Here is a 22,261-nt window from a genome sequence, read left to right as displayed (position 1 = left end):
CCGGCACCGACACCTACGATGAACGGCATGGCTCCTGACGTACCGACCGCACGCGACGACGACGCGACAGATCCTCTCGAGGACGACGACGCCCCCGAGGGGATCACCACCAAGACCAAGGTGCTCTGGGCCATCGGTGCGGTGATCGGTCTCTCGTTCATCGTGTCGGGAGTCGTCGGCATCGTCGGCGGCTGACGCCACCGGCCGAGATCACCCGCGTGCGACCGCGCCGACGGTGCTCGCGCGGAGGAACCGTGATGGAATCGTCGCGTGGATGATGCAGCGATCGACCTCGTCGTCGGACCCCTGGAGCAGGCTGACGCCGAGGCGGTCTTACGACTGGCCCGAGCGGCCGAGCACGTCGACGGGACGGCGCCGGTCTCCGAGCAGCCGCTGCTGTGGCTCACAGATCCGCACGCACCCGTCCAGCACCTGCTCGTGCGCGCTGCCGACGACCTCGCCGGGTACGCCCAGGTCGACCTGGGGTCGCCTGCCGTCGCCTCCGCGGAGCTCGTCGTCCATCCGTTCGCCCGGTGCCACGGGGTCGGGACGGCTCTCGTCGCGCGCGCCGAGAGCGTCGCGCGAGCGCACGGGCTGGAGCTGCGACCGTGGGCCCACGGACACCTTCCGGCCGCACAGCGCCTCGCCCAGAGGGCAGGCTACGGCGTGGTCCGCGAGCTGCTGCGGATGACCCTCGATCTCCGCGCGCGGACCCCGGAGCCCGTCGACCTGCCAGCAGGTGTCACGCTGCGCACGTTCCGGCCAGGCTCCGACGACGAGGCCTGGCTGGCGGTGAACGCACGCGCGTTCGCCGACCACCCCGAGCAGGGCCGGATGACGCTCGGGGACCTCCAGGCTCGCCGCCGGGAGACGTGGTTCGACGAGGCGTCCTTCCTCCTCGCGGTCCGTGACGAGGAGATCGTCGGCTTCTGCTGGCTCAAGGTCCTCCCGGCAGGCGAGCAGCAGGCCGGCGAGAGCGTCGGCGAGATCTACGCGGTGGGGGTCGATCCTGCAGCGCAGGGGACGGGCCTCGGCACGGTCCTCACCCGAGCGGGCCTCGACCGCCTCCAGGCGCTCGGCCTGGAGACCGCCGACCTCTACACGGGGCGAGAGAACACGATCGCGGTGCGCACGTACGAGCGCGCAGGCTTCGTCGTGGCGTCCACGGACGTCCAGCTGGGACCGGTCGGGTGATGTCCGACAGCGGTGCGCGCACCCAAAGTTCACCGAGTGATGTCACGATGACCCTATGAGCGATTCGACCACGACCGCCCACCGCGGCACCGACCCCTCCTCGAGCACGCCCGACCTCCCTCGCGGTCGCCTCGATCCGGAGCTCGCGGCGCACATCGCCGAGCACATCGGCGAAGAAGACCTCGCGGTCACGACGACGTTCGACGACCTCCCGGAGCTCCCCGCGGACCGCTTCGGCGACCGCGAGCTCAGCTGGCTCGCCTTCAACGAGCGGGTCCTCGAGCTCGGTGAAGACAGCACGCAGCCTCTGCTCGAGCGTGTGCGCTACCTCGCGATCTTCGCGTCGAACCTCGACGAGTTCTTCATGGTCCGGGTCGCCGGCCTCAAGCGCCGGATCGCGACCGGCCTGGCAGTGACCTCGGCGTCGGGCCGTACGCCCCGCCAGATGCTCGAGGGGATCAGCAAGCACGCGCACACCCTCATGGAGCGCCACGCGAGAGCGTTCGCGGACGGTGTCCAGCCTGCGCTGACGGCGGAGGGCATCACGCTCGTGCGGTGGGAGGAGCTCTCCACCCAGGAGCAGGAGCGGCTGCACAAGTTCTTCCGCAAGCAGATCTTCCCGGTCCTCACCCCGCTCGCGGTGGACCCTGCTCACCCGTTCCCGTACATCTCGGGGCTCTCGCTCAACCTCTCGGTCCTCGTGCTCAACCCGTCGACGAACAAGGAGCACTTCGCCCGTGTGAAGGTGCCCGGCCTGCTGCCCCGCTTCATCGCGGTCGACGCGAAGGGCCGTCCGAGCGCGCCGAGCTCCCAGGCGATGGACAAGGGTCCGACGTCGTTCGTCCCGCTCGAAGACATCATCTCTCACCACCTCGACCACCTCTTCCCCGGTATGGAGGTGCTCGAGCACCACACGTTCCGTGTGACGAGGAACGAAGACGTCGAGGTCGAGGAGGACGACGCGGAGAACCTCCTCAAGGCGATGGAGAAGGAGCTGCTGCGCCGTCGGTTCGGTCCGCCGGTGCGCCTCGAGCTCGACGAGGGGATCAGCACGCGCATCCGCCAGCTCCTCGTCCGCGAGCTCGGCGTGGTCGAGGACGAGGTCTACACGCTCCCGGCTCCGCTCGACCTCACGGGCCTCAACCTCATCGCGGACCTCGACCGTGCGGACCTGCACTACCCGCGGTTCGTCCCGACGACCCACCGGTTCCTCGCCGAGGTGGAGAGTGCGAGCCCAGCGGACATCTTCGCGGCGATCCGTGAGCGCGACATCCTCCTCCACCACCCGTACGACTCCTTCTCGACGTCCGTCCAGACGTTCCTCGAGCAGGCTGCGGCGGACCCTGCCGTCCTGGCGATCAAGCAGACGCTCTACCGGACCTCGGGCAACTCCCCCATCGTCGACGCCCTCATCGATGCCGCCGACGCCGGCAAGCAGGTGCTCGCGCTCGTGGAGATCAAGGCACGGTTCGACGAGCAGAACAACATCTCGTGGGCGCGCAAGCTCGAGCAGGCGGGCGTGCACGTCGTCTACGGGATCGTCGGCCTCAAGACGCACTGCAAGCTCTCCCTCGTGGTGCGCCAGGAGCCGGACGGCCTGAGGCGCTACTGCCACGTCGGCACCGGGAACTACAACCCGAAGACCGCGCGGCTCTACACCGACCTCGGCCTGCTCACCTCCGACCCCGACGTCGGCCAGGACCTCACCCGGCTGTTCAACCAGCTGAGCGGGTACGCGCCCCAGTCGCGCTTCCACCGGCTGCTCGTGGCACCGCGCTCCGTGCGCTCCGGCCTGATCGAACGCATCGACCGCGAGGCCGCGGCAGCTCGCGAGGGCAAGCCGTCCTGGATCAAGCTCAAGGTCAACTCGATGGTCGACGAGGCTGTCATCGACGCGCTCTACCGTGCGTCGCAGGCCGGCGTGCCCGTCGACCTCGTCGTGCGAGGGATCTGCGCGGTGCGCCCGGGAGTTCCCGGGCTCAGCGAGACGATCCGTGTCCGGTCCATCCTCGGACGGTTCCTCGAGCACTCTCGCATCTTCGCGTTCGCCAACTCGTCAGGGCCTGCCATCGGCGAGGGGCCGGAGTCCGGGCCCGAGGTCTTCATCGGTTCAGCGGACCTCATGCACCGCAACCTCGACCGACGCGTCGAGACCCTCATCCGACTGTCGGACGAGACACAGATCGCCGGGGTCGTCATGCTGATCGACAACTCCATGGACCCTGAGACCTCGTCGTGGCACCTCGGCGCCGACGGCACGTGGACCCGGCACCACCTCGCGCTCGACGGCACGCCGCTGAGCGACCACCAAGAGGCGCTCATCTCCCGGCAGCGCCGACGACTGACCCTCGGCCGGTGACGGCCTCTCCGCCCGCCGACACCGGCTTCCGTGTGCACGGCAGCACAGGGGTGAGCGCCGACCTGGCGAGCGAGCTGCCGGTCATCGAGTCGGCGGGCGCGGTCGTCTGGCGCATCCACAAGGGCGAGCTCGAGGTCCAGCTCATCCACCGTCCTCGCTACGACGACTGGTCCTGGCCCAAGGGCAAGCTCGATCCTGGGGAGACGCTGCCGACCGCTGCCGCCCGCGAGGTCGCTGAAGAGACAGGCCGAGCCGTGGTGCTCGGCGTCCCCCTCCCCGGGCTGCAGTACCTCACCCCGGAGGGCCGCGTGAAGCGCGTCCACTACTGGGCGGCCCGGCGTCTGCCGGCAGGCTCGTCCGCTCTCTCCGCCCGGGCCCCCGTGCTTCCGGTGTCACCGGACGAGATCGACGACATGCGCTGGCTGCCGGTCGAGAAGGCGGGGGACAAGCTCACGCGCCCGGCCGACCGTGTCCCGCTCGACGCCCTCGTCGAGGAGTACGCGAAAGGCCGCCTGGTCACGGAGGCGCTCGTCATCGCACGCCACGGCAAGGCGCTCGCGCGCAGCGGGTGGCACGGCAACGAGCAGGGACGACCCCTGACGCCGACAGGCCATGCCCAGTCGGTGGCGCTCGTTCCCGTCCTCGCGGCGTTCGGCATCGATGCCGTCGTCACGAGCCGCTGGCGGCGCTGCGCCGACACGATCAGCCCGTACGCCCACGCTGCGGAGATCGAGCCCTTCGAGAGCGACCACCTGACGGAGGCCGAGCACGAGCGGTCTCCGAGCCGCGTCGCGGCCGTGGTGCGGGCGCTGCTCGAGTCAGGGACCCCGTCCGTCCTGTGCACCCATCGTCCGGTGCTCCCGACCGTTCTCGACGTCCTCGGTCAGCACTCGCGCCGTTCGGTCGCGAGCGCGCTGCCGACGAAGGACCCGTTCCTCAGCCCGGGCGAGGCACTCGTCACGCACGTGAGCCAGAGCTCTCGCGGGCCGCGGGTCGTCGGTGTGGAGCGGGTGCTCCCTCCGCTGCACTGAGGCTGCGTCCCTGACCTCCTGGCCCGGGCACCAGGCAGCGGGCGGACGACGGACGGTGCGTCGCGCCCGTCAGAGGCCTACGCTCAGAGTCATGGCCAGATACTTCGATGTCCACCCGCAGAACCCGCAGGCGCGTCTCGTCACGCAGGTGATCCAGATGCTCCGAGACGACGCCCTCGTGGCGTACCCGACCGACTCGTCGTACGCGTTGGGGTGCTCGCTCGACAGCCACACGGGCGCCGACCGGATCCGCGCGATCCGGCACCTCGACGACAAGCACCACTTCACGCTGGTGTGCGCAGACTTCGCTCAGCTCGGACAGTTCGTCCAGCTCGACAACTCGGCGTTCCGGGCGATCAAGGCCGCGACCCCGGGTGCGTACACGTTCATCCTGCCAGCGACCAAGGAGGTCCCGCGGCGCTTCGCGCACCCGAAGAAGAAGACGGTGGGCGTGCGGATCCCCGACCATCCCGTCGCTCTCGCCCTCGTCCGCGAGCTCGGCGGTCCGCTCTTGTCGAGCACCCTCGCGCACCCCGGTGCGCAGTCACCGCTGACGGACGGGTGGCAGATCAAGGACGAGCTCGACCACGTCCTCGACGCGATCGTGGACGGCGGCGACTGCGGCACCGAACCGACGACCGTCGTCGACTGGTCGAGCGGCGCGCCGGAGATCATCCGTCGCGGGCTCGGGGACCCGTCCCGGTTCGAGTAGGTCAGTCTGCCGGCCCGCAGACCGTCAGCCGAGGATCGGGTGCAGCACGAGGTACATGAGCGCGGCGACGGCGGCCGCGGCCGGGATCGTCAGGACCCACGCGATCCCGATGTTCTTCGCGACGCCCCAGCGCACGGCGGAGAGCCGCTTGGTGGCTCCGACACCCATGATCGCCGACGTGATGGTGTGCGTCGTCGAGACGGGCGCGTGCAGCACGAACGCGTTGACGTAGAGAACGATCGCGGACACCGACTCGGCCACGAACCCGCGGGCTGGGTCGAGCTCGATGATCTTGCGGCCGAGGGTCCGCATGATCCGCCAGCCGCCAGAGTACGTACCGAGCGAGATGGCTGTCGCGGCGGAGAGCTTGACCCAGATCGGGATGCCGTCGTCCGCGTCGGCCCAGCCGACGGTCAGGAGCGCCATGTAGATGACCCCCATCGTCTTCTGGGCGTCCTGGAGCCCGTGACCGAGCGCCATGGCGGCGGCAGACGCCGTCTGCGAGATGCGGAACCGGCGGGTCGTCTTGCTCGGTGAGGCGTTGCGGAAGATCCACAGGACCGCGACCATCACCGCGAAGGCGAGCACGAAGCCGACGAGCGGCGAGATGATCATCGGCAGGACGACCTTGTCGACGATCGCCGAGCCGTAGACACCGAGACCTGCGACGAGGCCGGCACCGACGAGACCGCCGATGAGCGCGTGGGTCGACGACGAGGGCAGACCGAACCACCAGGTGATGAGGTTCCACGTGATCGCCCCGACGAGGGCGCAGACCACGACCACGAGCGCCTGGTGCGGTGGTGCGCCGTCGAGGTTGACGATCGACTTGGCGATCGTCTCGGCGACCTCGGTCCCGAGGAGCGCACCCGCGAAGTTCATGACTGCCGCCATGAGGAGCGCGGCCCGGGGCGTCAGCGCTCGCGTCGAGACCGAGGTCGCGATCGCGTTGGCTGCGTCATGGAAACCGTTGGTGTAGTCGAAGCCGAGCGCGAGCGCGACGACGAGTATGACGAGCGCGAGTTCCACGGGAGGTCAGGATTCCTTGAGCGCGATGGTCTCGACCATGTTCGCGACGGTCTCGAACGCGTCGGCGGCGAGCTCGAGCGTCTCGACGACCTCTTTGAGCTTCATGAGGAGGATCGGGTCGGTGATCTCGTCGAAGAGCTGCGCGAGGAGCTTGCGGTGGATCTTGTCTGCCTGGTTCTCGAGGCTGTTGACCTCGACCCAGTACTCGGTGAGGTCGCCCATGGAGCGCAGGTGCGGCATGGCGGCGGCGGTGAGCTCGGCACACCGCTGGAGCACCTGGATCTGGTCGGACACCCGGGGCGGCAGCTCGTCGAGCTTGTAGAGCACGATGAGGTCACCGGCCTCCTCCATGTAGTCCATGCAGTCGTCGAGAGCGGACGCGAGGCCGTAGATGTCGTCACGGTCGAACGGCGTGACGAACGTCTGGTTGAGCCGACGCATGATCGAGTGCGTCGCGTCGTCGGCAGCGTGCTCTGTCTCCACCAGCTTCTTGGCGATCGCCTTGCGGCCCGCCCGGTCTGCTCCCAAGAGCTCGCTGAGCAGGTTCGCACCGGTCACCAGGTGGTCGGCCGACGCAGCGAGAAGGTCGAAGAAAGAGGTATCGCGCGGGGTAAGACGCAGGCGCACAGCGGGCTCCGTTTGGGGGAAAGCGGCGTTCACTGGCAGTGAGTACTGCAGGGCAGCGAAGGGTTGATCAAGTGATCGTTCCCAGAGTAGGGCAGCACTTTGGTGAACACACAACTCCTGGGGTGTCCTCTAGGCAAACTCTGGCCCAACACACAGGTGGGCGGGTGTTCTGGGCGACTTGTCAAGGGGCCTGATGGCTCGTCCTTGGAGTGATGACGCCGGACCACAGAGCGCCTGACGGCGCGAAGGCCGCTCGTGGCGGCTTGATGTGGAGCCCGGGGCTACCGTGGCCCGACGTCGTTGAACACTTTACGGGATCTCGTGCCGATGCGCGCAGCCGGCCGCTCTCCGTCCTCGCGGACCCCTGGAGGAGGTCGACCCGCACGCCGGTTCAGTCGAGGCGGTCTGCGCGCCACAGACCGGCGGCGTGCTCCAGCTCCTCTGCGGTGCGCACGAGGGAGGCCGCCCCTCGGGTCATGCGGGTCGCGTAGAGGGCGTCGAGGGTCTCGACGTGGTCAGCGTCGAAGGCCGCCCCGGTGGCCAGCACGCGGCAGAACGCCCCGGCGCGCTCGAGCGCGACAGCGAGGTCGCCTGCGAAGACGCCGGAGAGCACCGCGTCTGCGACGGCACGCACGTCGTCGGGCCCCGGTGGGGTGACGACCCCGGCGACGACGTTGGGGACCGGTGCCGCGTCGATGCCGAGCCGGTAGCGGTCGGCGACCGTGGAGGGGTCTCGGCGGACCCACTCGCGCAAGACGTACATGCGCCACAGCGCGCCGGGCAGCGTGTCGGCCGGGCTGTCGGCCCACAAGCCTGCGACCACGTCGAGGCCTTCGTCTTCGACGAGCCGGACGAGCCGTTCGACCACCTCGGGGTCCTCTGAGGCGCGCGCCCGGTCGACGATCGCGGCGGCCGTGGTGTGGGCGATCTCACCTCGGAGCCCGGGGTCGATGTCCCCGGAGATCTCGTCTGCCTCACGAGGGCTGAGCATCGCGGGGCGCCGGGGCCGGGAGGCGCCGCCCGGACGTGCACCGCTGGAGGCCTGGTTCGTTCCGCTGCCCGCGCCGATCGAGTTGCTCATGATTACAGTGTGGAGGACCGGGGGCGCCTTTCGCCACGCGCGCATCTGGCGGCCTCTCACCTTGCCGCCACCCGACCTGATGGGCCTGTGTGCGGCCCGTACAGGAGGCGTCGATGGTCGGATCTGCTCAGGACGAGAGCACCACAGCACCGCTGTCCCCCGAGGCGCGGTCTGCGCAGCGCAGGGCGGTCGGGCTCTCCGTCGCCGCCGCGGTCGGCGGTTTCCTCTTCGGTTTTGACAGCTCCGTCATCAACGGAGCGGTCGACGCGATCGAGACCGACTTCGACCTGAGCCCCACGATCACCGGCCTCGCTGTGGCGATCGCGCTCCTGGGCTGTGCGGTCGGCGCCTGGTCTGCCGGACGGCTGGCCGACAGGTGGGGGCGGCCTCGCGTCATGCTCGTCGGTGCGGTGATGTTCCTCGTGTCGTCTCTCGGGTCAGGCTTCGCGTTCGCGGTCTGGGACCTGGTCCTGTGGCGGGTAGTCGGTGGCGTGGGCATCGGTATCGCGTCGGTGGTCACGCCGGCGTACATCGCGGAGATCTCGCCGTCGGCGATCCGTGGGCGCCTGGCGTCGCTGCAGCAGCTGGCGATCACGCTCGGCATCTTCGCTGCGCTGCTCTCCGACCAGCTCTTCGCGTCGACGGCGGGGTCGGTGGCCGACGGGGCACCCATCGCCCTCGGCGACAGCCTCTTCGGTCTGGACGCCTGGCGCTGGATGTTCCTCGTGGCGGTGGTCCCGTCGGCCCTGTACGCATGGATCGCTCTCACGGTGCCGGAGTCTCCGCGGTTCCTCGTCGCCCGCGGGAAGATCGAGGAGGCCGCGACGGTGCTGCGCTCGGTCCTCGGTCCGGTCGACATCGACGTGAAGATCGAGCAGATCCGCGCCACCGTCGAGCGAGACGCGAAGCTCGAGAAGCAGGCGTCGCTGCGCGGTCCACGGTTCGGCCTCCTGCCGATCGTCTGGGTCGGGATCCTGCTCTCGGTGTTCCAGCAGCTCGTCGGCATCAACGTGATCTTCTACTACTCCACGACGTTGTGGCGCTCCGTCGGGTTCGACGACTCGGACTCGTTCACCTTCTCGACGATCACCGCGGTGACGAACGTGCTCGTGACCTTCGTCGCGATCGCGCTGGTCGACAAGATCGGGCGCAAGCCGCTGCTGCTCGCCGGTTCAGCCGGCATGACGCTCGCGCTGGGGACGATGGCGGTGTCGTTCACGCAGGCGGTCGGAACGGGTGAGGACGTCTCTCTGCCTGCCCCGTGGGGCACGATCGCCCTGGTCGCCGCGAACGTCTTCGTCGTCTCGTTCGGCGCGTCGTGGGGTCCGGTGGTGTGGGTGCTCCTGGGCGAGATGTTCCCGAACCGGATCCGGGCATCGGCCCTGGCCCTCGCAGCGACCGCCCAGTGGGTGGCGAACTTCGCGATCACGGTCTCGTTCCCCCCGATGGCGGCTAACCTTGGTCTCGAGGTCGTCTATGCCGTCTATGGTGCATTCGCCCTGCTGTCCTTCTTCTTCGTGCTCACCAAAGTTGCAGAGACGCGCTCTCGTGATCTCGAAGACATGGAGGACCGCCCCTAGCGGCGCCACACCGAGCCACCCTGGGGGTGGGGTGGCTCGGTGTGAGCGCTCTCTCGTACGGCAACACTTGCATTCGGCAAGCAAGTTCGTAGGATGGACGGGACGCACCCGAGGAGACCCATGGACCAGAGCACGACGGCCGCGACGAGCGACCTTCCCCCCACCGACCCGGCGGTCGCCGACCTCATCGGGGCGATCGAGGCGTTCGGTCGTGCACAGCGCGAGATCGGCGGCCTCCTCGCACGGAGCATCGACATCCCCCGCGCGAGCATCAGCATCCTGCGCTACCTCCACGTCAACGGCTCCGCGCAGATCGGCTGCATCGCACACCACCTGCGCGTCGACCTCTCTGTCGCGAGCCGGCAGATCAGCACGATCGTCGACGCCGGCCTCGTCCGTCGCACCATCGACGACGGCGACCGCCGAGCGCGCACGATCGACCTCACGCCGGAAGGCCACGAGGCGCTCTCCACGATCCGCACGCACATCACCCACCTGCTGGGCGACATCTTCGCCGAGTGGGACACCGAACAGATCCAGGCCGCCGTCCACCACATCTCGGCTCTCGCCGAGACCGTCGCGGCCTACGACGCAGCGTCCGAGCAGACGTCCACCCCGACGCAGCCCGACGCGACCCACCAGAACTCTCAGTCACCGAAGGACAACGCATGAGCCACCCGTCCCCCACCAGCGACGTCGCGGAGAAGAGCTCGCCCGACGAGCACGCCCACGTCGTCGGAGAACCCCAGGAGATGTCGCACCGTCAGGTGCTCGAGGCTCTCTCCGGCATCCTCCTCGGCATGTTCGTCTCGATCCTCGCGACCTCTGTCGTCTCGTCGTCCCTCCCCCGGATCATCGCCGACCTCGAGGGCGACCAGTCCGCCTTCACCTGGGTGGTCACCGCGACCCTCCTGACGACGACGATCAGCACGCCCATCTGGGGCAAGCTCGCCGACATCATCAACCGCAAGACGCTCATCCAGATCGCCCTCGTCATCACGGTGGTCTCCGCCGCTGTCGCCGGCTTCGCGCCGAACACCGGGATCCTCATCGCTGGTCGTGCGTTCCAGGGCATCGGCGCAGGAGGCCTCACGTCTCTCGCGACCATCCTCGTCGCCGACATCATCTCCCCGCGCCAGCGTGGCAAGTACATGGGCCTCATGGGCGCCATCATGGCCCTCGCGATGGTCGGCGGACCGCTGCTCGGCGGGCTGCTCACCGACACCGTGGGCTGGCGCTGGAACTTCTTCGTCGGGATCCCGTTCGCGATCGCGGCCATCATCGTGCTCCAGCGCACGCTCAGGCTGCCGACGTTCCCGCGGGCACGCGTCGCTCTCGACTACTGGGGCGCGCTGCTCCTCTCTGCAGGCATCGCGACCCTCCTCCTGTGGGTGACGTTCGCCGGCAAGAACTTCGACTGGGTCTCCTGGCAGACGGCCGTCATGGTCGGCGGCTCCCTCGTCGTCCTCGCGATCGCCGTGCTCGTCGAGAGCCGTGTCGCCGCTCCGATCATCCCGCTCACCCTGTTCCGCAACCGCACGCTCGTCCTCACGGTCGTCGCGAGCGTCGGCGTCGGTGTGGCCCTGTTCGGCACGGCCGTGTTCCTCAGCCAGTACATGCAGGTCGCTCGCGGCAAGTCCGCCACCATGTCCGGGGTCCTGACGATCCCGATGATCGCCGGGCAGTTCCTCGCGTCGACAGTGTCGGGTGCGCTCATCTCCCGGTCCGGGAGGTACAAGAAGTACATGATCACCGGAGCCGTCGCGCTCACCACGGGGCTCGCCCTCATGAGCACCATCGACTACCACACGAACATGGCACTCATCGCGCTGTTCCTCTTCATCCTCGGCGCGGGCATGGGCATGCTCATGCAGAACCTCGTCCTCGCTGCGCAGAACTCCCTGTCGGTGAACGAGGTGAGCACCGGGACCTCGACGGTGGCATTCTTCCGGTCCCTCGGCGGGACCGTCGGGGTGGCCGTGCTCGGCGCCGTCCTCGGCTCGAAGATCAGCTCGGACGTGTCGCAGGGACTGTCCGGGCTCGGCATCGAGGGCGGTGCGCTGAACAGCGGCACCATCCCGAACGTCAACACTCTCCCTGGCCCGATCAAGGAGATCGTCGAGAGCGCCTACGGCTCGGGCGTCGCAGACATCTTCCTCATCGCGGCGCCGGTCTCCGTCGTCGCGCTCGTCGCGATCCTCTTCCTCAAGGAGGTGCCGCTCGGCCACAAGTCCGGCGTGCAGCAGCAGATCGACGACCTCCGGGCACGCGAGGCCGTACCTGCTCAGGACGAGACGGTCACCGTCTGACGGTAGGTTCCGGAGGTCCGCGCACAGGGGTCGTCCACGATCAGTCGTCCAGTTCTCTGTCTTTGCCCAGGGACTGGTGCAATGATCGATCGATGGACGACCCCTTTGTCGCGCTGGAGCGCGAGCTGAGCCGCTTCTTCCGCCGCGCCCACGGCGCTGCCACCGAGATCTCGGCGCTCGCGCACCCGGGGCTCGACTCCGAGCTCTACACGCTCCTCGCGTACATCGACCGCCACCCGGGAAGCCTCGCGAAGAACGTGGCTGCGGAGTTCCGGCTCGATCCTGGGACGGTGTCGCGCCAGCTGAGCAGGTCAGAGTCGGCAGCGCTCATCCAGCGCACCCCAGACCCCAACGACAACCGTGGCATGACGATCGAGCTCACCGAGGCGGGCCGCGAGGCCCTCGTCGCTGCCCGGGACGCCCGGACGGCGCTCGTGCGCAACGTCCTGAGCGAGTGGCACAGCGAGGACGTCCTCACCTTCTCAGCCCTCCTGCACCGGCTGCTCACCTTCGACCGCAGCTGGAACACCGAAGACGCGGCATCGCTGATCAGCCGGCGCACCCCGCAACCGCAGTCGGACGTGTCGGCGCGCGACTAGCCCTTCGGCTCGTCGAACGTGAGCGACACCGAGTTCATGCAGTAGCGATCACCTGTCGGTGTCTGCGGGGCGTCGTCGAACACGTGGCCGAGGTGGGACCCGCAGCGCGCGCAGCGCACCTCGGTGCGCACCATGCCGAGGGCACGGTCTTCGATGAGCTCGACAGCGGTCGAGTCTTGCGGGGCGAAGAAGCTGGGCCACCCGCAGTGCGAGTCGAACTTGGTGTCGGAGCGGAAGAGCTCGTTGCCGCACGCGCGACAGCTGTAGACGCCTTCGCGCTTCTCGTCGAGCAGCGCTCCCGTGCCAGCACGCTCGGTCCCTGCCTGACGCAGGACCTGATACTCCTCGCGGGACAGCTCTGCACGCCAGTCGGCGTCTGTCTTGTCGACCTCGTAAGCCATGTTCTCCCTCTCGTCGTGCATCCGTGCGTTCGTCCACGGACGTTCGTCCAATGGTGCGTCACAGACAACGACGGAGCCCGTCGGAATCATCCGACGGGCTCCGTGATGCGTCTCAGGTGCTGCTCGTGACGCGGGTGGTACTCAGGTCAGCGCTGTCCGCCGCGGCGTCCACCGGCTGCGGGACGGCTGCGGCCGCCACGGCCACCGCCTTCGCTGCCAGAGGTGTAGCCCGACCCTGACGCGCTCGACGAGTACTGGACGAGCCCGCCACCGCCGCTGCCACCGCGCGAGCTGCTCGCGCTGCTGGCAGAACGACCCGACCCACCGGTGCTGCTGGCGCTGCGGCCGGCGCCGCGCGAGCCGGATGCCGACGAGGCGCTGCGTGCGCCTCCGGCTGCCCGTCCGCTGCCGCCACCGGAGCGGCCACGGCCGCCACCGCCCTGGCGCTGCTGCTGCGGCTGCTCGACGACGGGTGACGGCTTGACGTACGCAGCGTGCTCGCCGACGAGCCGGGACACGGCGTCGTCGCCTGCCGTGACCTTGCGCGGCTGGACGCTGATCTTCGCGAGACGCGTGAGGTCACGGACGTCGCCGCGCTGCTCGGGGAGCATGATCGTCACGACGTCGCCGGACGAGCCGGCGCGAGCCGTACGGCCAGAACGGTGGAGGTACGCCTTGTGCTCTGCAGGCGGGTCCACGTGGACGACGAGGCTGACCTCGTCGACGTGGATGCCGCGAGCCGCGATGTCGGTCGCGACGAGGACGCGCACGCTGCCGGAGGAGAACGCGGCGAGGTTGCGCTCACGCGCGCCCTGACCGAGGTTTCCGTGGAGGTCGACCGCGGGGACGCCGTCGGCGGTCAGCTGCTTCGCGAGCTTCTTCGCCTGGTGCTTCGTCCGCGTGAAGAGGACCCGACGGCCGAGGCCGGACGCGAGCTCCTTGATGACGTCGCGCTTGGCCGTGGCGTCGGCGACCTCGAAGACGTGGTGGACCATCGTCGAGACGGGCGACTCGGCGCTGTCGACGGAGTGGCTCGTCGGCGCGTCCATGTAGCGCTTGACCAACTGGTCCACGCCGTTGTCGAGCGTCGCGGAGAACAGGAGACGCTGCCCCTTGGCGGGCGTGCGGTCCATGATGCGCTTGACGCCGGGGAGGAAGCCGAGGTCGGCCATGTGGTCTGCCTCGTCGAGGACGGTGACCTCGACGGCGTCGAGCGAGATGTGCTTCTGGCCGATGAGGTCCTCGAGCCGGCCGGGGCAGGCGATGACGATGTCGACGCCGCCGCGCAGCGCGCTGACCTGGCGGGACTGGGCGACGCCACCGAAGATGACCGTCGTCGTGAGGTTGAGCGCCTTCGCGATGGGCTCCATGACCGCGTTGATCTGGTTCGCGAGCTCACGGGTGGGGCACAGCACGAGACCGCGGGGGCGGCTCGGCGTGCGGCGTCCGCCGGTCTGGGCGAGGCGCGTGGCCATAGGGATGGAGAACGCGAGGGTCTTGCCGGAGCCTGTGCGGCCGCGGCCGAGGACGTCGCGTCCTGCGAGGGTGTCGGGGAGCGTCGCCGTCTGGATGGGGAACGGGCTCGCGATGCCCTGTGCAGCGAGGTGAGCGACGACGGGTGCGGGGATCGCGAAGTCGTTGAACGACGCGGTCGCGGCGGGAGTCGTTGCTGAGGGAGTTGCGGGCGCGCCGGAGCGCTGTGAATTCGTCAAGGGGTGCCTTATCTCTATGCGCCGTCGGGCGATTCCCTCGACGCTCGGTGCGCGAAAATCACGCTTCCTGACGGCCAGTCTCTCACGCCGACGTGACCGCGCGTCAGTACCGGACGCTGTGATGCTCGACTCCTGCACCATGCCTGCACCGCTTCGGACCGTCGATGTGGTCGAATGACACACGTGCAGCCCATCACCGAGTTCTTCACCGAGATCTGGTCCCGCACGTCCGAACCGCTCCCCCCGCCAGAGCAGTGGGTCGTGTGGGCGACAGCGGCAGCCGCCCTCGTGCTCATCACGTTCGGGCCGTCGTGGCGCCTGTCCCGGCACGTCGTGACGATCGCCCACGAGGGCGCGCACGCGTTCGTCGCGCTGTGCACGGGGCGCAAGCTCTCCGGCATCCGCCTGCACTCGGACACGTCTGGCCTCACTGTCTCGTACGGCAAGCCGCGCGGCTTCGGGATGATCCTCACCGCACTGGCCGGCTACGTGGGCCCCGGCCTCGTCGGGCTCGGTGCGGCCTTCCTGCTGCGCCAGGGGTATGCCGTCGGCCTGCTGTGGCTGCTCATCGTGCTGCTCGCGCTCATGCTCGTGCAGATCCGCAACTGGTTCGGGCTGCTGTCGATCCTCGTGAGCGGCGTCGTGCTCGTGCTCGTCTCCTGGTACGCCCCGACGGAGTGGCAGACCGCGACGGCGTACCTCGTCACGTGGTTCCTGCTCATCGGTGCACCACGACCGGTGCTCGAGCTGCAGCGCTCTCGTCGTTCCGGGCAGGCCAAGACCTCCGACGCGGACATCCTCGCAAAGCTCACCATCTTTCCCGGCCTCTTCTGGGTCGGGGTGTTCCTCCTCGTCACGCTCGGCGCGCTCGTCCTCGGGTCGTGGTGGATCGGCGCCTGGTCCGTCTCGGACCTCCCGAAGTTCGGGGACCTCCCGAAGTTCTGACGTCCCCCGCCCGTCCACCAGGTGCGGGTACGACGACGCCCCGGTCACCGTGCGTGAGCACGGTGACCGGGGCGTCGTCGAAAGAGCTGGTGTCAGGCCTGCGGGGTGAGGCTGAACGCCGTCGCCTCGCCGGTGGCTTCAGCGTCGAGGCTGAGGGTGGCGAGGACCGGTGCGGTGGCCTCCGCGACGAAGACGTGGGTGGTACCGAGGTCGATGACCTCGTCGGTGGGCGTCGGCTCGGCGACCAGCGCCAGGTCGAAGTCGCCTGGTGCGTCACCGGCGGCCGCGATGCGCAGCCCACCATCGGAGGGGAGATTCGCCTGGTCGGCGAGGTCCTGAACAGCAAGTCGGGCGTTGTCAGTCACAGAAAGCAAGACGATGTCCTCTCGAAGCCGGGCACTCCCAGGCTCCTGCAGCGGGACCAGCCCGCCGTCTGAAGCCCTGTGCGGGAGTCATTCGGTCCCCTCTACCGAAACAACGATCAGCGCCCACCGCAACCCCTGATGCCCGATTTGACCCGACTGTGGAGCCAGATCGCCCGCATCTCGCCGCGGCTGCCGCGGGTTTCCGGGCCATGCAACGGGTTGTGAAGATCGTGCACACGATGCGCCTCTGATGGTCCGAGTCTTCGTCTCGGGCCCAGACCGCGTACCCTGTTCGCTTGTCGAGGCAACGCCACCGGACCACCGGACGCTGCCTCAAGGGCCCCTAGCTCAGTTGGCAGAGCATCGGACTTTTAATCCGCGGGTCGTGGGTTCGAGCCCCACGGGGCCCACCGTCGCACGACACCGCCGCGGCTCACGCCCGTCGCGCCGCCGGCCAGCCCTACGCGCCCGTCGGCCGCCAGTCGGTCGGGACGGCCCGGCCGTCGTGCAGCCCGCACTCTGTGCAGACCCAGTCGACCTCGGGCGGCTGCGGCACGTGCTTGGTCACGCGACCCCTGGTGATGGTCCGTGTCGTGGCAGGGACGTAGTTGGAGTACTCGAGGTGCTCGGCTGTCCGGCACTGCCGGCACGACGGGAGGTCAGTCATGCCTCCAGGGTCCCACGCACACCAGCATCGGCACGGGCAGCCGCTCCCCGCGACGTCACGGTGGCCTGTCAGGTGCCGCTGTCGTCGGTCCTGCCGTCCCGTGCGGCCAGCTCCCGGCGCAGGCCCCGCACTTCTGCGGCCAGCGCGTCGACCTGGCTGCGCGTGGCCGCCTGCTCGGCGCCCGCCGACTCGGAGACACGCTCGACGAGCCAGGACGCGAGGGTCGCGGTGACGATACCGAGGAGCGCGATGCCCGCGACCATGAGCACCGCAGCGACCAGGCGGCCCGTGACCGTCACCGGGTACGTGTCGCCGTACCCGACGGTCGTGAGGGTCGTGATCGCCCACCACAGGCCGCTGCCGAACCCCGTGACGGTCGCGCCGTCGACACCTCGCTCAGCATCCGTGATCGCCAGCGCACCGCAGAAGGTCAAGAGCCCCGTCCCGCCGACCGCGTACGTGACCACCCGGCCGCGCAGCCGGCTCGAGCCCGTCCTGTTGAGCACCGACAAGAGCGTGACGAGCCGCAGCAGACGCAGTGGCTGCAGCATCGGCAAGAGCAAGACCGCAAGGTCCACCAGGTTGTGGAGGAAGAAGCCGCGGCGATCCTCGCTGAGCCACAGCCGGATCACATAGTCGACACCGAACATGAGCCACGTGAGGACCACGACCGCCGCCAGCACGCCGACCCACGGCTCCCCCACCGCAGGCCAGATGATCGGGACCGCCAGCGCACCGAGAAAGGCGAGCGCCGCGACGGTCAAGGTTCGCTCGCTCTGCGCTTCCCACTGCTGGAGTCCGTTCATGCCATCATCGTGCCAGGCAGACGCCGCGCCACCTCGTCAGCCACCGGATCAGCCCTCGTCCGAGCTCTCGGCAGGCCGCATCGGCGAGCTCTCCTCGTCCTCGTCCGTGACCTTCTGCATCACGGCAGTGCGCTCACGCTCGTCGATGACGTCCTTCCCCGGACCCGAGAACGCCTTCGACCGCTCCATCGCGGCACGGCTCCCGGTGAAGAGACCACCCTCGGTGGCGGGCAGCACGACGGTCTCCTCCGCCTCACGCTCGTCGACCACGGGGCTCTCGCTCGGGTACAGACCGCGTGCAGGCTCCGAGAGGTGCATCCGGACGCCCGGACGCGCGACACGCACCGGGACCCGCTTCGGCAGGTGCGGCTCGTCCGTCACCTTGGCACCGCCCTTCCCCGCAGACGTCGCCTTGCCCTGGCCCTTCGACCGTGAGGCTCCGGTGCCGTTACCGGCCGCGGCACCGAGAACCGCCTCGACGAGCGCTGCACCCTCCTCAGACTGCGCGAGACGGGTCCGCGGCAGGCCCTGCGGCGCCTGGGCCTGCAACCAGTCCACGAGCCCCTCACGGATGTAGCACCGGAGGTCGAAGAGCGTCCCGGCGTCGACCGCGCTCGCCAGAGCACGTACCCGGACGAAACCACCCACCGCGTCCGTCACCTGGAGGATGCCGACCCGCTTGTCCCACAGCGTCGTCGCCTCGAGGAGCCGCTGGAGCTCGGCACGCATCGGGCGCATCGGCACCTCCCAGTCGAGGTCGATCTCGACCGTGCCCAGCAGGTCCGCCGCGCGCCGCGTCCAGTTCTGGAAGACGGTGCTCGTGAAGTACATGCACGGGATGATCAGGCGGCGGTCGTCCCACAGGTGCACCACGACGTACGTCATGGTGATCTCCTCGATCCGGCCCCACTCGCCTTCGAGGACCACCACGTCGTCGACCCGGATCGCGTCCGTGAACGCGATCTGCAGGCCAGCGAACACGTTGCCCAACGACGACTGGGCCGCGAGGCCCGCGACGAGCGAGATGACGCCCGCCGACGCGAAGATGCTCGTGCCCGCAGCCTGCGCCGACGGGAAGGTGAGCAGCACGCCCGCGATCGCGCACATGACGATGATCGCGACCGTCAGCCGCCGGATGACCGTGATCTGCGTCCTGATGCGGCGCGCATGACGGTTGTCCGGGATGTCGGTACGGAACCTCTTGAGAGCGCTGTCCTCGATGACGAAGGCGAGCGCGCCGACGAACCAGGCGCACACGATGATCAGCGCGATGAGCAGCAGGTGCTGCGCCACCCCCCACCAGCCCAGCTCAGAGTCCGTGATCACACCGAGCGCGATCCAGACCGCCACGACCACGAGGACTGCCCGCAGCGGACGCTTGATCCGGCGAGAGAGGTCCGCGATGAAATGGTTGCCTCGACCCGTGCGGCGCACGATCGCCGAGATCACCGAACCGAGCACGAAGGCGACGACAGCCGCCCCCACGATCGCGAGGAGCGTCAGCCCCAGGTTGGTCGTCGGGAGGTTCTCTGCATCAGGCATGCCCCCAGGTTAGGCAGTGAACCTGGACGCACGCACACCGCATCAGCCAGGCTCTTTGAACGGCGCACACACGACGATCTCCGGCCCCCACACCGCCGCGCGGCCCCGGCCGCCGTCCTTCGCGGCATACAGCGCAGCGTCCGCACGCTGGAGCAGCACGTGGCTCGACTCCCGCGCGGGGCTCATCGTCGCGATCCCGGCGCTCGCCGCGAGCACGAGCCCCTCGACGACAGGAGTCTGCGCCAGAGAGCGCGCCAGCCGCGACGTGAAGGCGACCGCAGCCCGCGCATCGGCTCCGGGAAGAGCGACCGCGAACTCCTCGCCGCCGAATCGAGAGACGAGGTCGCCAGAGCGTGTGAGGGACTGCAGCAGCTCGGCAACTGTCGACAGAGCACGGTCGCCGACCAGGTGGCCGTGCTGGTCGTTGACGTCCTTGAAGCGATCAAGATCGACCATGACGACAGAGAGCCCGGAGCTGTTCGTGCCGGCCTCCTCGACGAGGACGTCGAGGCGTGGGTTGAAGGCACGGCGGTTGAGGAGCCCGGTGAGCGGGTCGGTCTCTGCTGCTTCAGCCAGCGCGCGCCGCAATCGTCTCTGCTGATGGGTCATCATCGAGACGAGTCCCGCGAGCATCCCGACCGTCGCCGCAGTCCCGATGAACATGTCGACCTTGAGGTCACAGCTCTCGTTGAACCCGAGGCCCACCGCGAGCCCGAGCAGCATCCACCCGTACGTGAGCGCGAGCTCACGCGGTCGGAAGAAGTAGGCCGTGACGATGACGGGCCAGACGAAGAAGAACGGTGCCGTGCCCAACGGGTCGGAGAGCGCCGTCAGGAGGCTGAGCAAGAGGATGCTCCAGAGCGCCCCACCTTCGACGAGCAGGCACCGAGGATGCTTCACGAGCACGAGAGCGAGCGCAGGCACGAGGAAGCCGAGCGCGATCGCTGCTTGCGCGACCTGCGACGCAGCCGTCGCCTGTGTGGTCCACACACCGATGAGGCACGTGAGCCCGCCGACCGCGAGCATGCCGATCGAGGCGAGCCGCATGAGCTGCCGCTCGACCGGTGCTTGGGCCACATCGATGTCGATGTCGTCCGAGAGGAAGTTCACGTGCCCTCTGTCGTCGTGCGTCACACGATCCTGAACGTTCGTCAACGTGCTGGGCCCCGCTAGGCGACCAGGTGCTCGGTGGCCGTCGCTAGGAGCCACGCCGCGATCTCCTCGCCACCCGCTGCGCCGGCAGACTCGGTGATCACGAGGCCTGGCGTCGACCACCCGACGTCGTGCAGCTCACCGTGCGACGGTCGGATCGCGTGCGTCGCAGACTCGAGCATCTCCGCGTCCAAGAGGGAGTCGCCCGCAGCGAGGATCGTCTCTGCACCGACCCGGCGTGCGACCTCGGCCACCGCCGAGCCCTTGCGCAGCTCGTCCGGGACGAGATAGAACTTGCGGCCCTGGAGCGACGCACGCCAGCCGCGGGCCTCGGCCCACCCGGTGACCTCGTCCACGAACCCGTCCGGGACGTCGCTGCGGTGCACCACGGCGTAGCAGAACAGGCCCTCGGCGCCGCGCAGCTTGCGGGTCCACTCCGGCTTGAACACGGACTCCATGTACCCCTCGACCTCGGAGTACGGGTGGGAGCTGGCCGCGAGCACCCCGGCGACCTGCTTCGACCACGTCTTGTCCGCGTGGCCGTCGACGAGGATGAACCCGCCGTTCGCCGTCACGGCGAAGTGCGCCGGCGGCCCCGGCAGCGTGATGCGCTTGTACTGTGCGCGCGTGCGCGTCGTCGCCGGGACGAGGACGCCCAGCCTGGCCAGGGACTCGATGCTGCGGTGTGCTGCCTGCGTCACGTGGGACAGCGGCTTGCTCTCGTAGATCTCGACGCACGAGAGGTTCCGGAGCAGCTCGGTCGGGTCGGCATCGGGCTCCAGGCCCAGGCGCGCAGCCTTGCCCGAGTAGATGAGCGTCCGGTCCAGGTCGCTCGCGGCGATGACCGGAAGGTCACTGACGGACTCGCCGACGGTGCGGTCGGGATGGTCTCCGGGCGTCACGCTCATCGTGCGGCCGTCCCGTCTGCGCCGGTCGCCCCGCGCGTGAACCGAGGGTGGATGAGTCCGACGCAGCTGTACGGCAGGTCGTCGACCTCGACGATCTCGACCCCGCGCTGCTCGGCGAGCAGGCGCACGTGCCCCAGTTCGGCGGCGGCGTCGGTGCGGACGAGGATCTTCCACGGGACGCGGCGCAGCAGCACGCGAGACGTCTCGCCGACACCCGGCTTGACGAGGTTGACGTCACCGAGCCCGTACTCCGTGCTGATCTTCTCCACGGCCTGCCACCCGGCCCACGTCACCTCAGGATCCGGCTGGCCTGTGCGCTCGGCGACCGCCTCGCGCACGCTGTCCGCGACGTGCGAGAACGTCATGCTCACGACGTCGAGGAACTCTGCCGACACGTCGGTCGGGGCGAGGTCCGCGTAGAACTTCGCCCCGTGGAACATGCCTGGCTTGATGAGGTCGTCGTTGAGGACCGTCCGTGAGACGAGGCCCGAGACGGTCGAGTTGAGGCACGCCGAGGGGATGAGGTAGTCGTCCCGCGTGCCGAAGAGACGCACGCAGTGGCCCGGGTCGGCCAGCACCGCGAGGTCCGGGTTGAAGCGGGACGTCCGGCCGGCCAGTCCCAGCGCCTCGTTCGCCTGCTCGACGGCGACCGTGAGCTCGCGCGCGATCGCACCCTTGCCGGTCCAGCCGTCGACGAACACGATGTCTGCCGGGTCGTGGTGCTCGGCGAGGTACTGCAGCGCGACCTGGTCGATCCCCCGGCCGCGGACGATGCTCGCCGCGTAGTGCGAGAGGTTCAGCCCGTGGGCGTAGCTCGCCCAGCGCTTCATGAGGATGCCGATCGGCGTCCCGGCACGGGCGAGCGACACGAGCACGACCCGCTCGCCCCGCTCCGCGACGACGAGGTCGGTCACGACGCCGACGGCGTGCGCCAGCCGCTCTGCGGACTCTCGCAGCGCGGTGTGGAAGAGATCTTGATACTCCGCGGTCGGCTGGTACTCGACCGGCAGCGACTCGGCGTAGTGCGCGCCACCCGACTGGATGGCCTCCTCGCGCTCCTCGGTCGGGGCCTCGAGCTCGACGTCAGACAGGTCGCTGAGCAACCAGGCGACCTCGTGGGCCGCGTACGACCCGAAGGTCGGCCCGTGGAGCGGGACCGCAGGAGAGGCTGCGGCGACGCCGGGCCCGTCGTCCTGGGCAGGGTCGGTGAGCGTGCCGGTGTCGACGGTCACAGTGGGGGCT

The 22,261-nt window shown here is 69.2% G+C and carries 22 protein-coding genes and 1 tRNA gene; 11 read left to right on the top strand and 12 right to left on the bottom strand.

From position 1 onward, the window contains the following. Positions 1 to 27 precede the first annotated feature (27 nt). From ATL42_RS16510 to ATL42_RS15115, 5 genes are all read left to right on the top strand, one after another. Positions 28 to 195, top strand: coding sequence for a hypothetical protein (locus ATL42_RS16510; RefSeq protein WP_169925450.1), 168 nt, complete (start codon positions 28 to 30; stop codon positions 193 to 195). Positions 196 to 270: 75 nt separating this feature from the next. After that, a complete protein-coding gene (gene mshD / locus ATL42_RS15130; RefSeq protein ID WP_098456071.1) occupies positions 271 to 1,194 on the top strand; it encodes a mycothiol synthase in 924 nt (307 codons plus the stop codon). A gap of 55 nt (positions 1,195 to 1,249) precedes the next feature. After that, positions 1,250 to 3,553, top strand: a complete 2,304-nt coding sequence (locus ATL42_RS15125) for an RNA degradosome polyphosphate kinase (protein WP_098456070.1) — start codon at positions 1,250 to 1,252, stop codon at positions 3,551 to 3,553. Continuing rightward, positions 3,550 to 4,584 carry an NUDIX hydrolase gene (locus ATL42_RS15120; protein WP_342748139.1) on the top strand — a complete coding sequence of 345 codons (1,035 nt, stop codon included), beginning with the start codon at positions 3,550 to 3,552 and terminating at the stop codon, positions 4,582 to 4,584. Before ATL42_RS15125 ends, ATL42_RS15120 begins: the two co-directional genes overlap by 4 nt. Before the next feature lie 91 nt (positions 4,585 to 4,675). Beyond that, complete coding sequence (locus ATL42_RS15115) at positions 4,676 to 5,296, top strand: L-threonylcarbamoyladenylate synthase (protein ID WP_098456069.1); 621 nt, start codon at positions 4,676 to 4,678, stop codon at positions 5,294 to 5,296. A gap of 24 nt (positions 5,297 to 5,320) precedes the next feature. Here ATL42_RS15115 and ATL42_RS15110 read toward each other — a convergent pair whose 3' ends face one another. From ATL42_RS15110 to ATL42_RS15100, 3 genes are all read right to left on the bottom strand, one after another. Next, complete coding sequence (locus tag ATL42_RS15110; RefSeq protein WP_098456068.1) at positions 5,321 to 6,325, bottom strand: inorganic phosphate transporter; 1,005 nt, start codon at positions 6,323 to 6,325, stop codon at positions 5,321 to 5,323. 6 nt (positions 6,326 to 6,331) lie between these two features. After that, positions 6,332 to 6,952, bottom strand: a complete 621-nt coding sequence (locus ATL42_RS15105) for a DUF47 domain-containing protein (protein ID WP_098456067.1) — start codon at positions 6,950 to 6,952, stop codon at positions 6,332 to 6,334. 391 nt (positions 6,953 to 7,343) lie between these two features. Then, positions 7,344 to 7,943, bottom strand: coding sequence for a hypothetical protein (locus tag ATL42_RS15100; RefSeq protein ID WP_098456066.1), 600 nt, complete (start codon positions 7,941 to 7,943; stop codon positions 7,344 to 7,346). Positions 7,944 to 8,146: 203 nt separating this feature from the next. Here ATL42_RS15100 and ATL42_RS15095 point away from each other — a divergent pair, with 203 nt between their 5' ends. The 4 genes from ATL42_RS15095 to ATL42_RS15080 all read left to right on the top strand — a co-directional run bounded on the left by ATL42_RS15095 (position 8,147) and on the right by ATL42_RS15080 (position 12,521). Continuing rightward, on the top strand, positions 8,147 to 9,613 hold the full coding sequence (locus tag ATL42_RS15095; RefSeq protein WP_098456065.1) for a sugar porter family MFS transporter: 1,467 nt from the start codon (positions 8,147 to 8,149) through the stop codon (positions 9,611 to 9,613). A gap of 120 nt (positions 9,614 to 9,733) precedes the next feature. Continuing rightward, positions 9,734 to 10,285: a MarR family winged helix-turn-helix transcriptional regulator gene (locus ATL42_RS15090; protein WP_169925449.1), complete on the top strand. Its 552-nt coding sequence runs from the start codon at positions 9,734 to 9,736 to the stop codon at positions 10,283 to 10,285. Continuing rightward, positions 10,282 to 11,922 carry an MFS transporter gene (locus ATL42_RS15085; protein ID WP_098456063.1) on the top strand — a complete coding sequence of 547 codons (1,641 nt, stop codon included), beginning with the start codon at positions 10,282 to 10,284 and terminating at the stop codon, positions 11,920 to 11,922. Before ATL42_RS15090 ends, ATL42_RS15085 begins: the two co-directional genes overlap by 4 nt. A gap of 92 nt (positions 11,923 to 12,014) precedes the next feature. Continuing rightward, entirely contained in the window at positions 12,015 to 12,521 is a 507-nt protein-coding gene (locus ATL42_RS15080; RefSeq protein ID WP_098456062.1) for a MarR family winged helix-turn-helix transcriptional regulator, read from the top strand. Here ATL42_RS15080 and msrB read toward each other — a convergent pair. Continuing rightward, complete coding sequence (gene msrB, locus ATL42_RS15075) at positions 12,518 to 12,922, bottom strand: peptide-methionine (R)-S-oxide reductase MsrB (RefSeq protein WP_098456614.1); 405 nt, start codon at positions 12,920 to 12,922, stop codon at positions 12,518 to 12,520. The two genes, ATL42_RS15080 and msrB, sit on opposite strands and share 4 nt — an antisense overlap. Before the next feature lie 146 nt (positions 12,923 to 13,068). After that, positions 13,069 to 14,634, bottom strand: coding sequence for a DEAD/DEAH box helicase (locus ATL42_RS15070; protein ID WP_425443206.1), 1,566 nt, complete (start codon positions 14,632 to 14,634; stop codon positions 13,069 to 13,071). A 174-nt stretch (positions 14,635 to 14,808) separates the two neighbouring features. Here ATL42_RS15070 and ATL42_RS15065 point away from each other — a divergent pair, with 174 nt between their 5' ends. Then, a complete protein-coding gene (locus ATL42_RS15065) occupies positions 14,809 to 15,579 on the top strand; it encodes a M50 family metallopeptidase (protein WP_098456060.1) in 771 nt (256 codons plus the stop codon). Positions 15,580 to 15,671: 92 nt separating this feature from the next. On the opposite strand, the gene ATL42_RS15060 is transcribed toward ATL42_RS15065, so the two are convergent. Continuing rightward, the gene (locus ATL42_RS15060; RefSeq protein ID WP_245862800.1) at positions 15,672 to 15,944 is read right to left on the bottom strand and encodes a Fe-S cluster assembly protein HesB; all 273 of its coding nucleotides are present in this window, start codon (positions 15,942 to 15,944) and stop codon (positions 15,672 to 15,674) included. 337 nt (positions 15,945 to 16,281) lie between these two features. On the opposite strand from ATL42_RS15060, the gene ATL42_RS15055 reads away from it, so the two are divergent. Continuing rightward, positions 16,282 to 16,354, top strand: a tRNA-Lys gene (locus ATL42_RS15055). Between the two features lie 50 nt (positions 16,355 to 16,404). Here the strand turns inward: ATL42_RS15055 and ATL42_RS15050 are convergent. The 6 genes from ATL42_RS15050 to ATL42_RS16295 all read right to left on the bottom strand — a co-directional run bounded on the left by ATL42_RS15050 (position 16,405) and on the right by ATL42_RS16295 (position 22,251). Next, positions 16,405 to 16,611, bottom strand: coding sequence for a hypothetical protein (locus tag ATL42_RS15050; protein WP_098456058.1), 207 nt, complete (start codon positions 16,609 to 16,611; stop codon positions 16,405 to 16,407). A gap of 68 nt (positions 16,612 to 16,679) precedes the next feature. Next, the gene (locus ATL42_RS15045) at positions 16,680 to 17,417 is read right to left on the bottom strand and encodes a potassium channel family protein (protein ID WP_098456057.1); all 738 of its coding nucleotides are present in this window, start codon (positions 17,415 to 17,417) and stop codon (positions 16,680 to 16,682) included. Between the two features lie 48 nt (positions 17,418 to 17,465). Further along, the gene (locus ATL42_RS15040; protein WP_098456056.1) at positions 17,466 to 18,959 is read right to left on the bottom strand and encodes a mechanosensitive ion channel family protein; all 1,494 of its coding nucleotides are present in this window, start codon (positions 18,957 to 18,959) and stop codon (positions 17,466 to 17,468) included. 42 nt (positions 18,960 to 19,001) lie between these two features. After that, positions 19,002 to 20,069, bottom strand: a complete 1,068-nt coding sequence (locus ATL42_RS15035; RefSeq protein WP_143556789.1) for a GGDEF domain-containing protein — start codon at positions 20,067 to 20,069, stop codon at positions 19,002 to 19,004. Between the two features lie 59 nt (positions 20,070 to 20,128). Beyond that, positions 20,129 to 21,019, bottom strand: coding sequence for an HAD family hydrolase (locus tag ATL42_RS15030; RefSeq protein WP_098456054.1), 891 nt, complete (start codon positions 21,017 to 21,019; stop codon positions 20,129 to 20,131). Next, on the bottom strand, positions 21,016 to 22,251 hold the full coding sequence (locus ATL42_RS16295; RefSeq protein WP_143556788.1) for a cysteine protease StiP family protein: 1,236 nt from the start codon (positions 22,249 to 22,251) through the stop codon (positions 21,016 to 21,018). The genes ATL42_RS15030 and ATL42_RS16295 overlap by 4 nt, the downstream gene beginning before the upstream one ends. Positions 22,252 to 22,261: the final 10 nt, after the last annotated feature.

Origin of the sequence: Sanguibacter antarcticus (assembly GCF_002564005.1) — a bacterium.
Taxonomy (GTDB): Bacteria; Actinomycetota; Actinomycetes; order Actinomycetales; family Cellulomonadaceae; genus Sanguibacter; species Sanguibacter antarcticus.
Note: the sequence above shows the minus strand (reverse complement) of the source record. Positions and strands in the feature narration are given on the sequence as shown.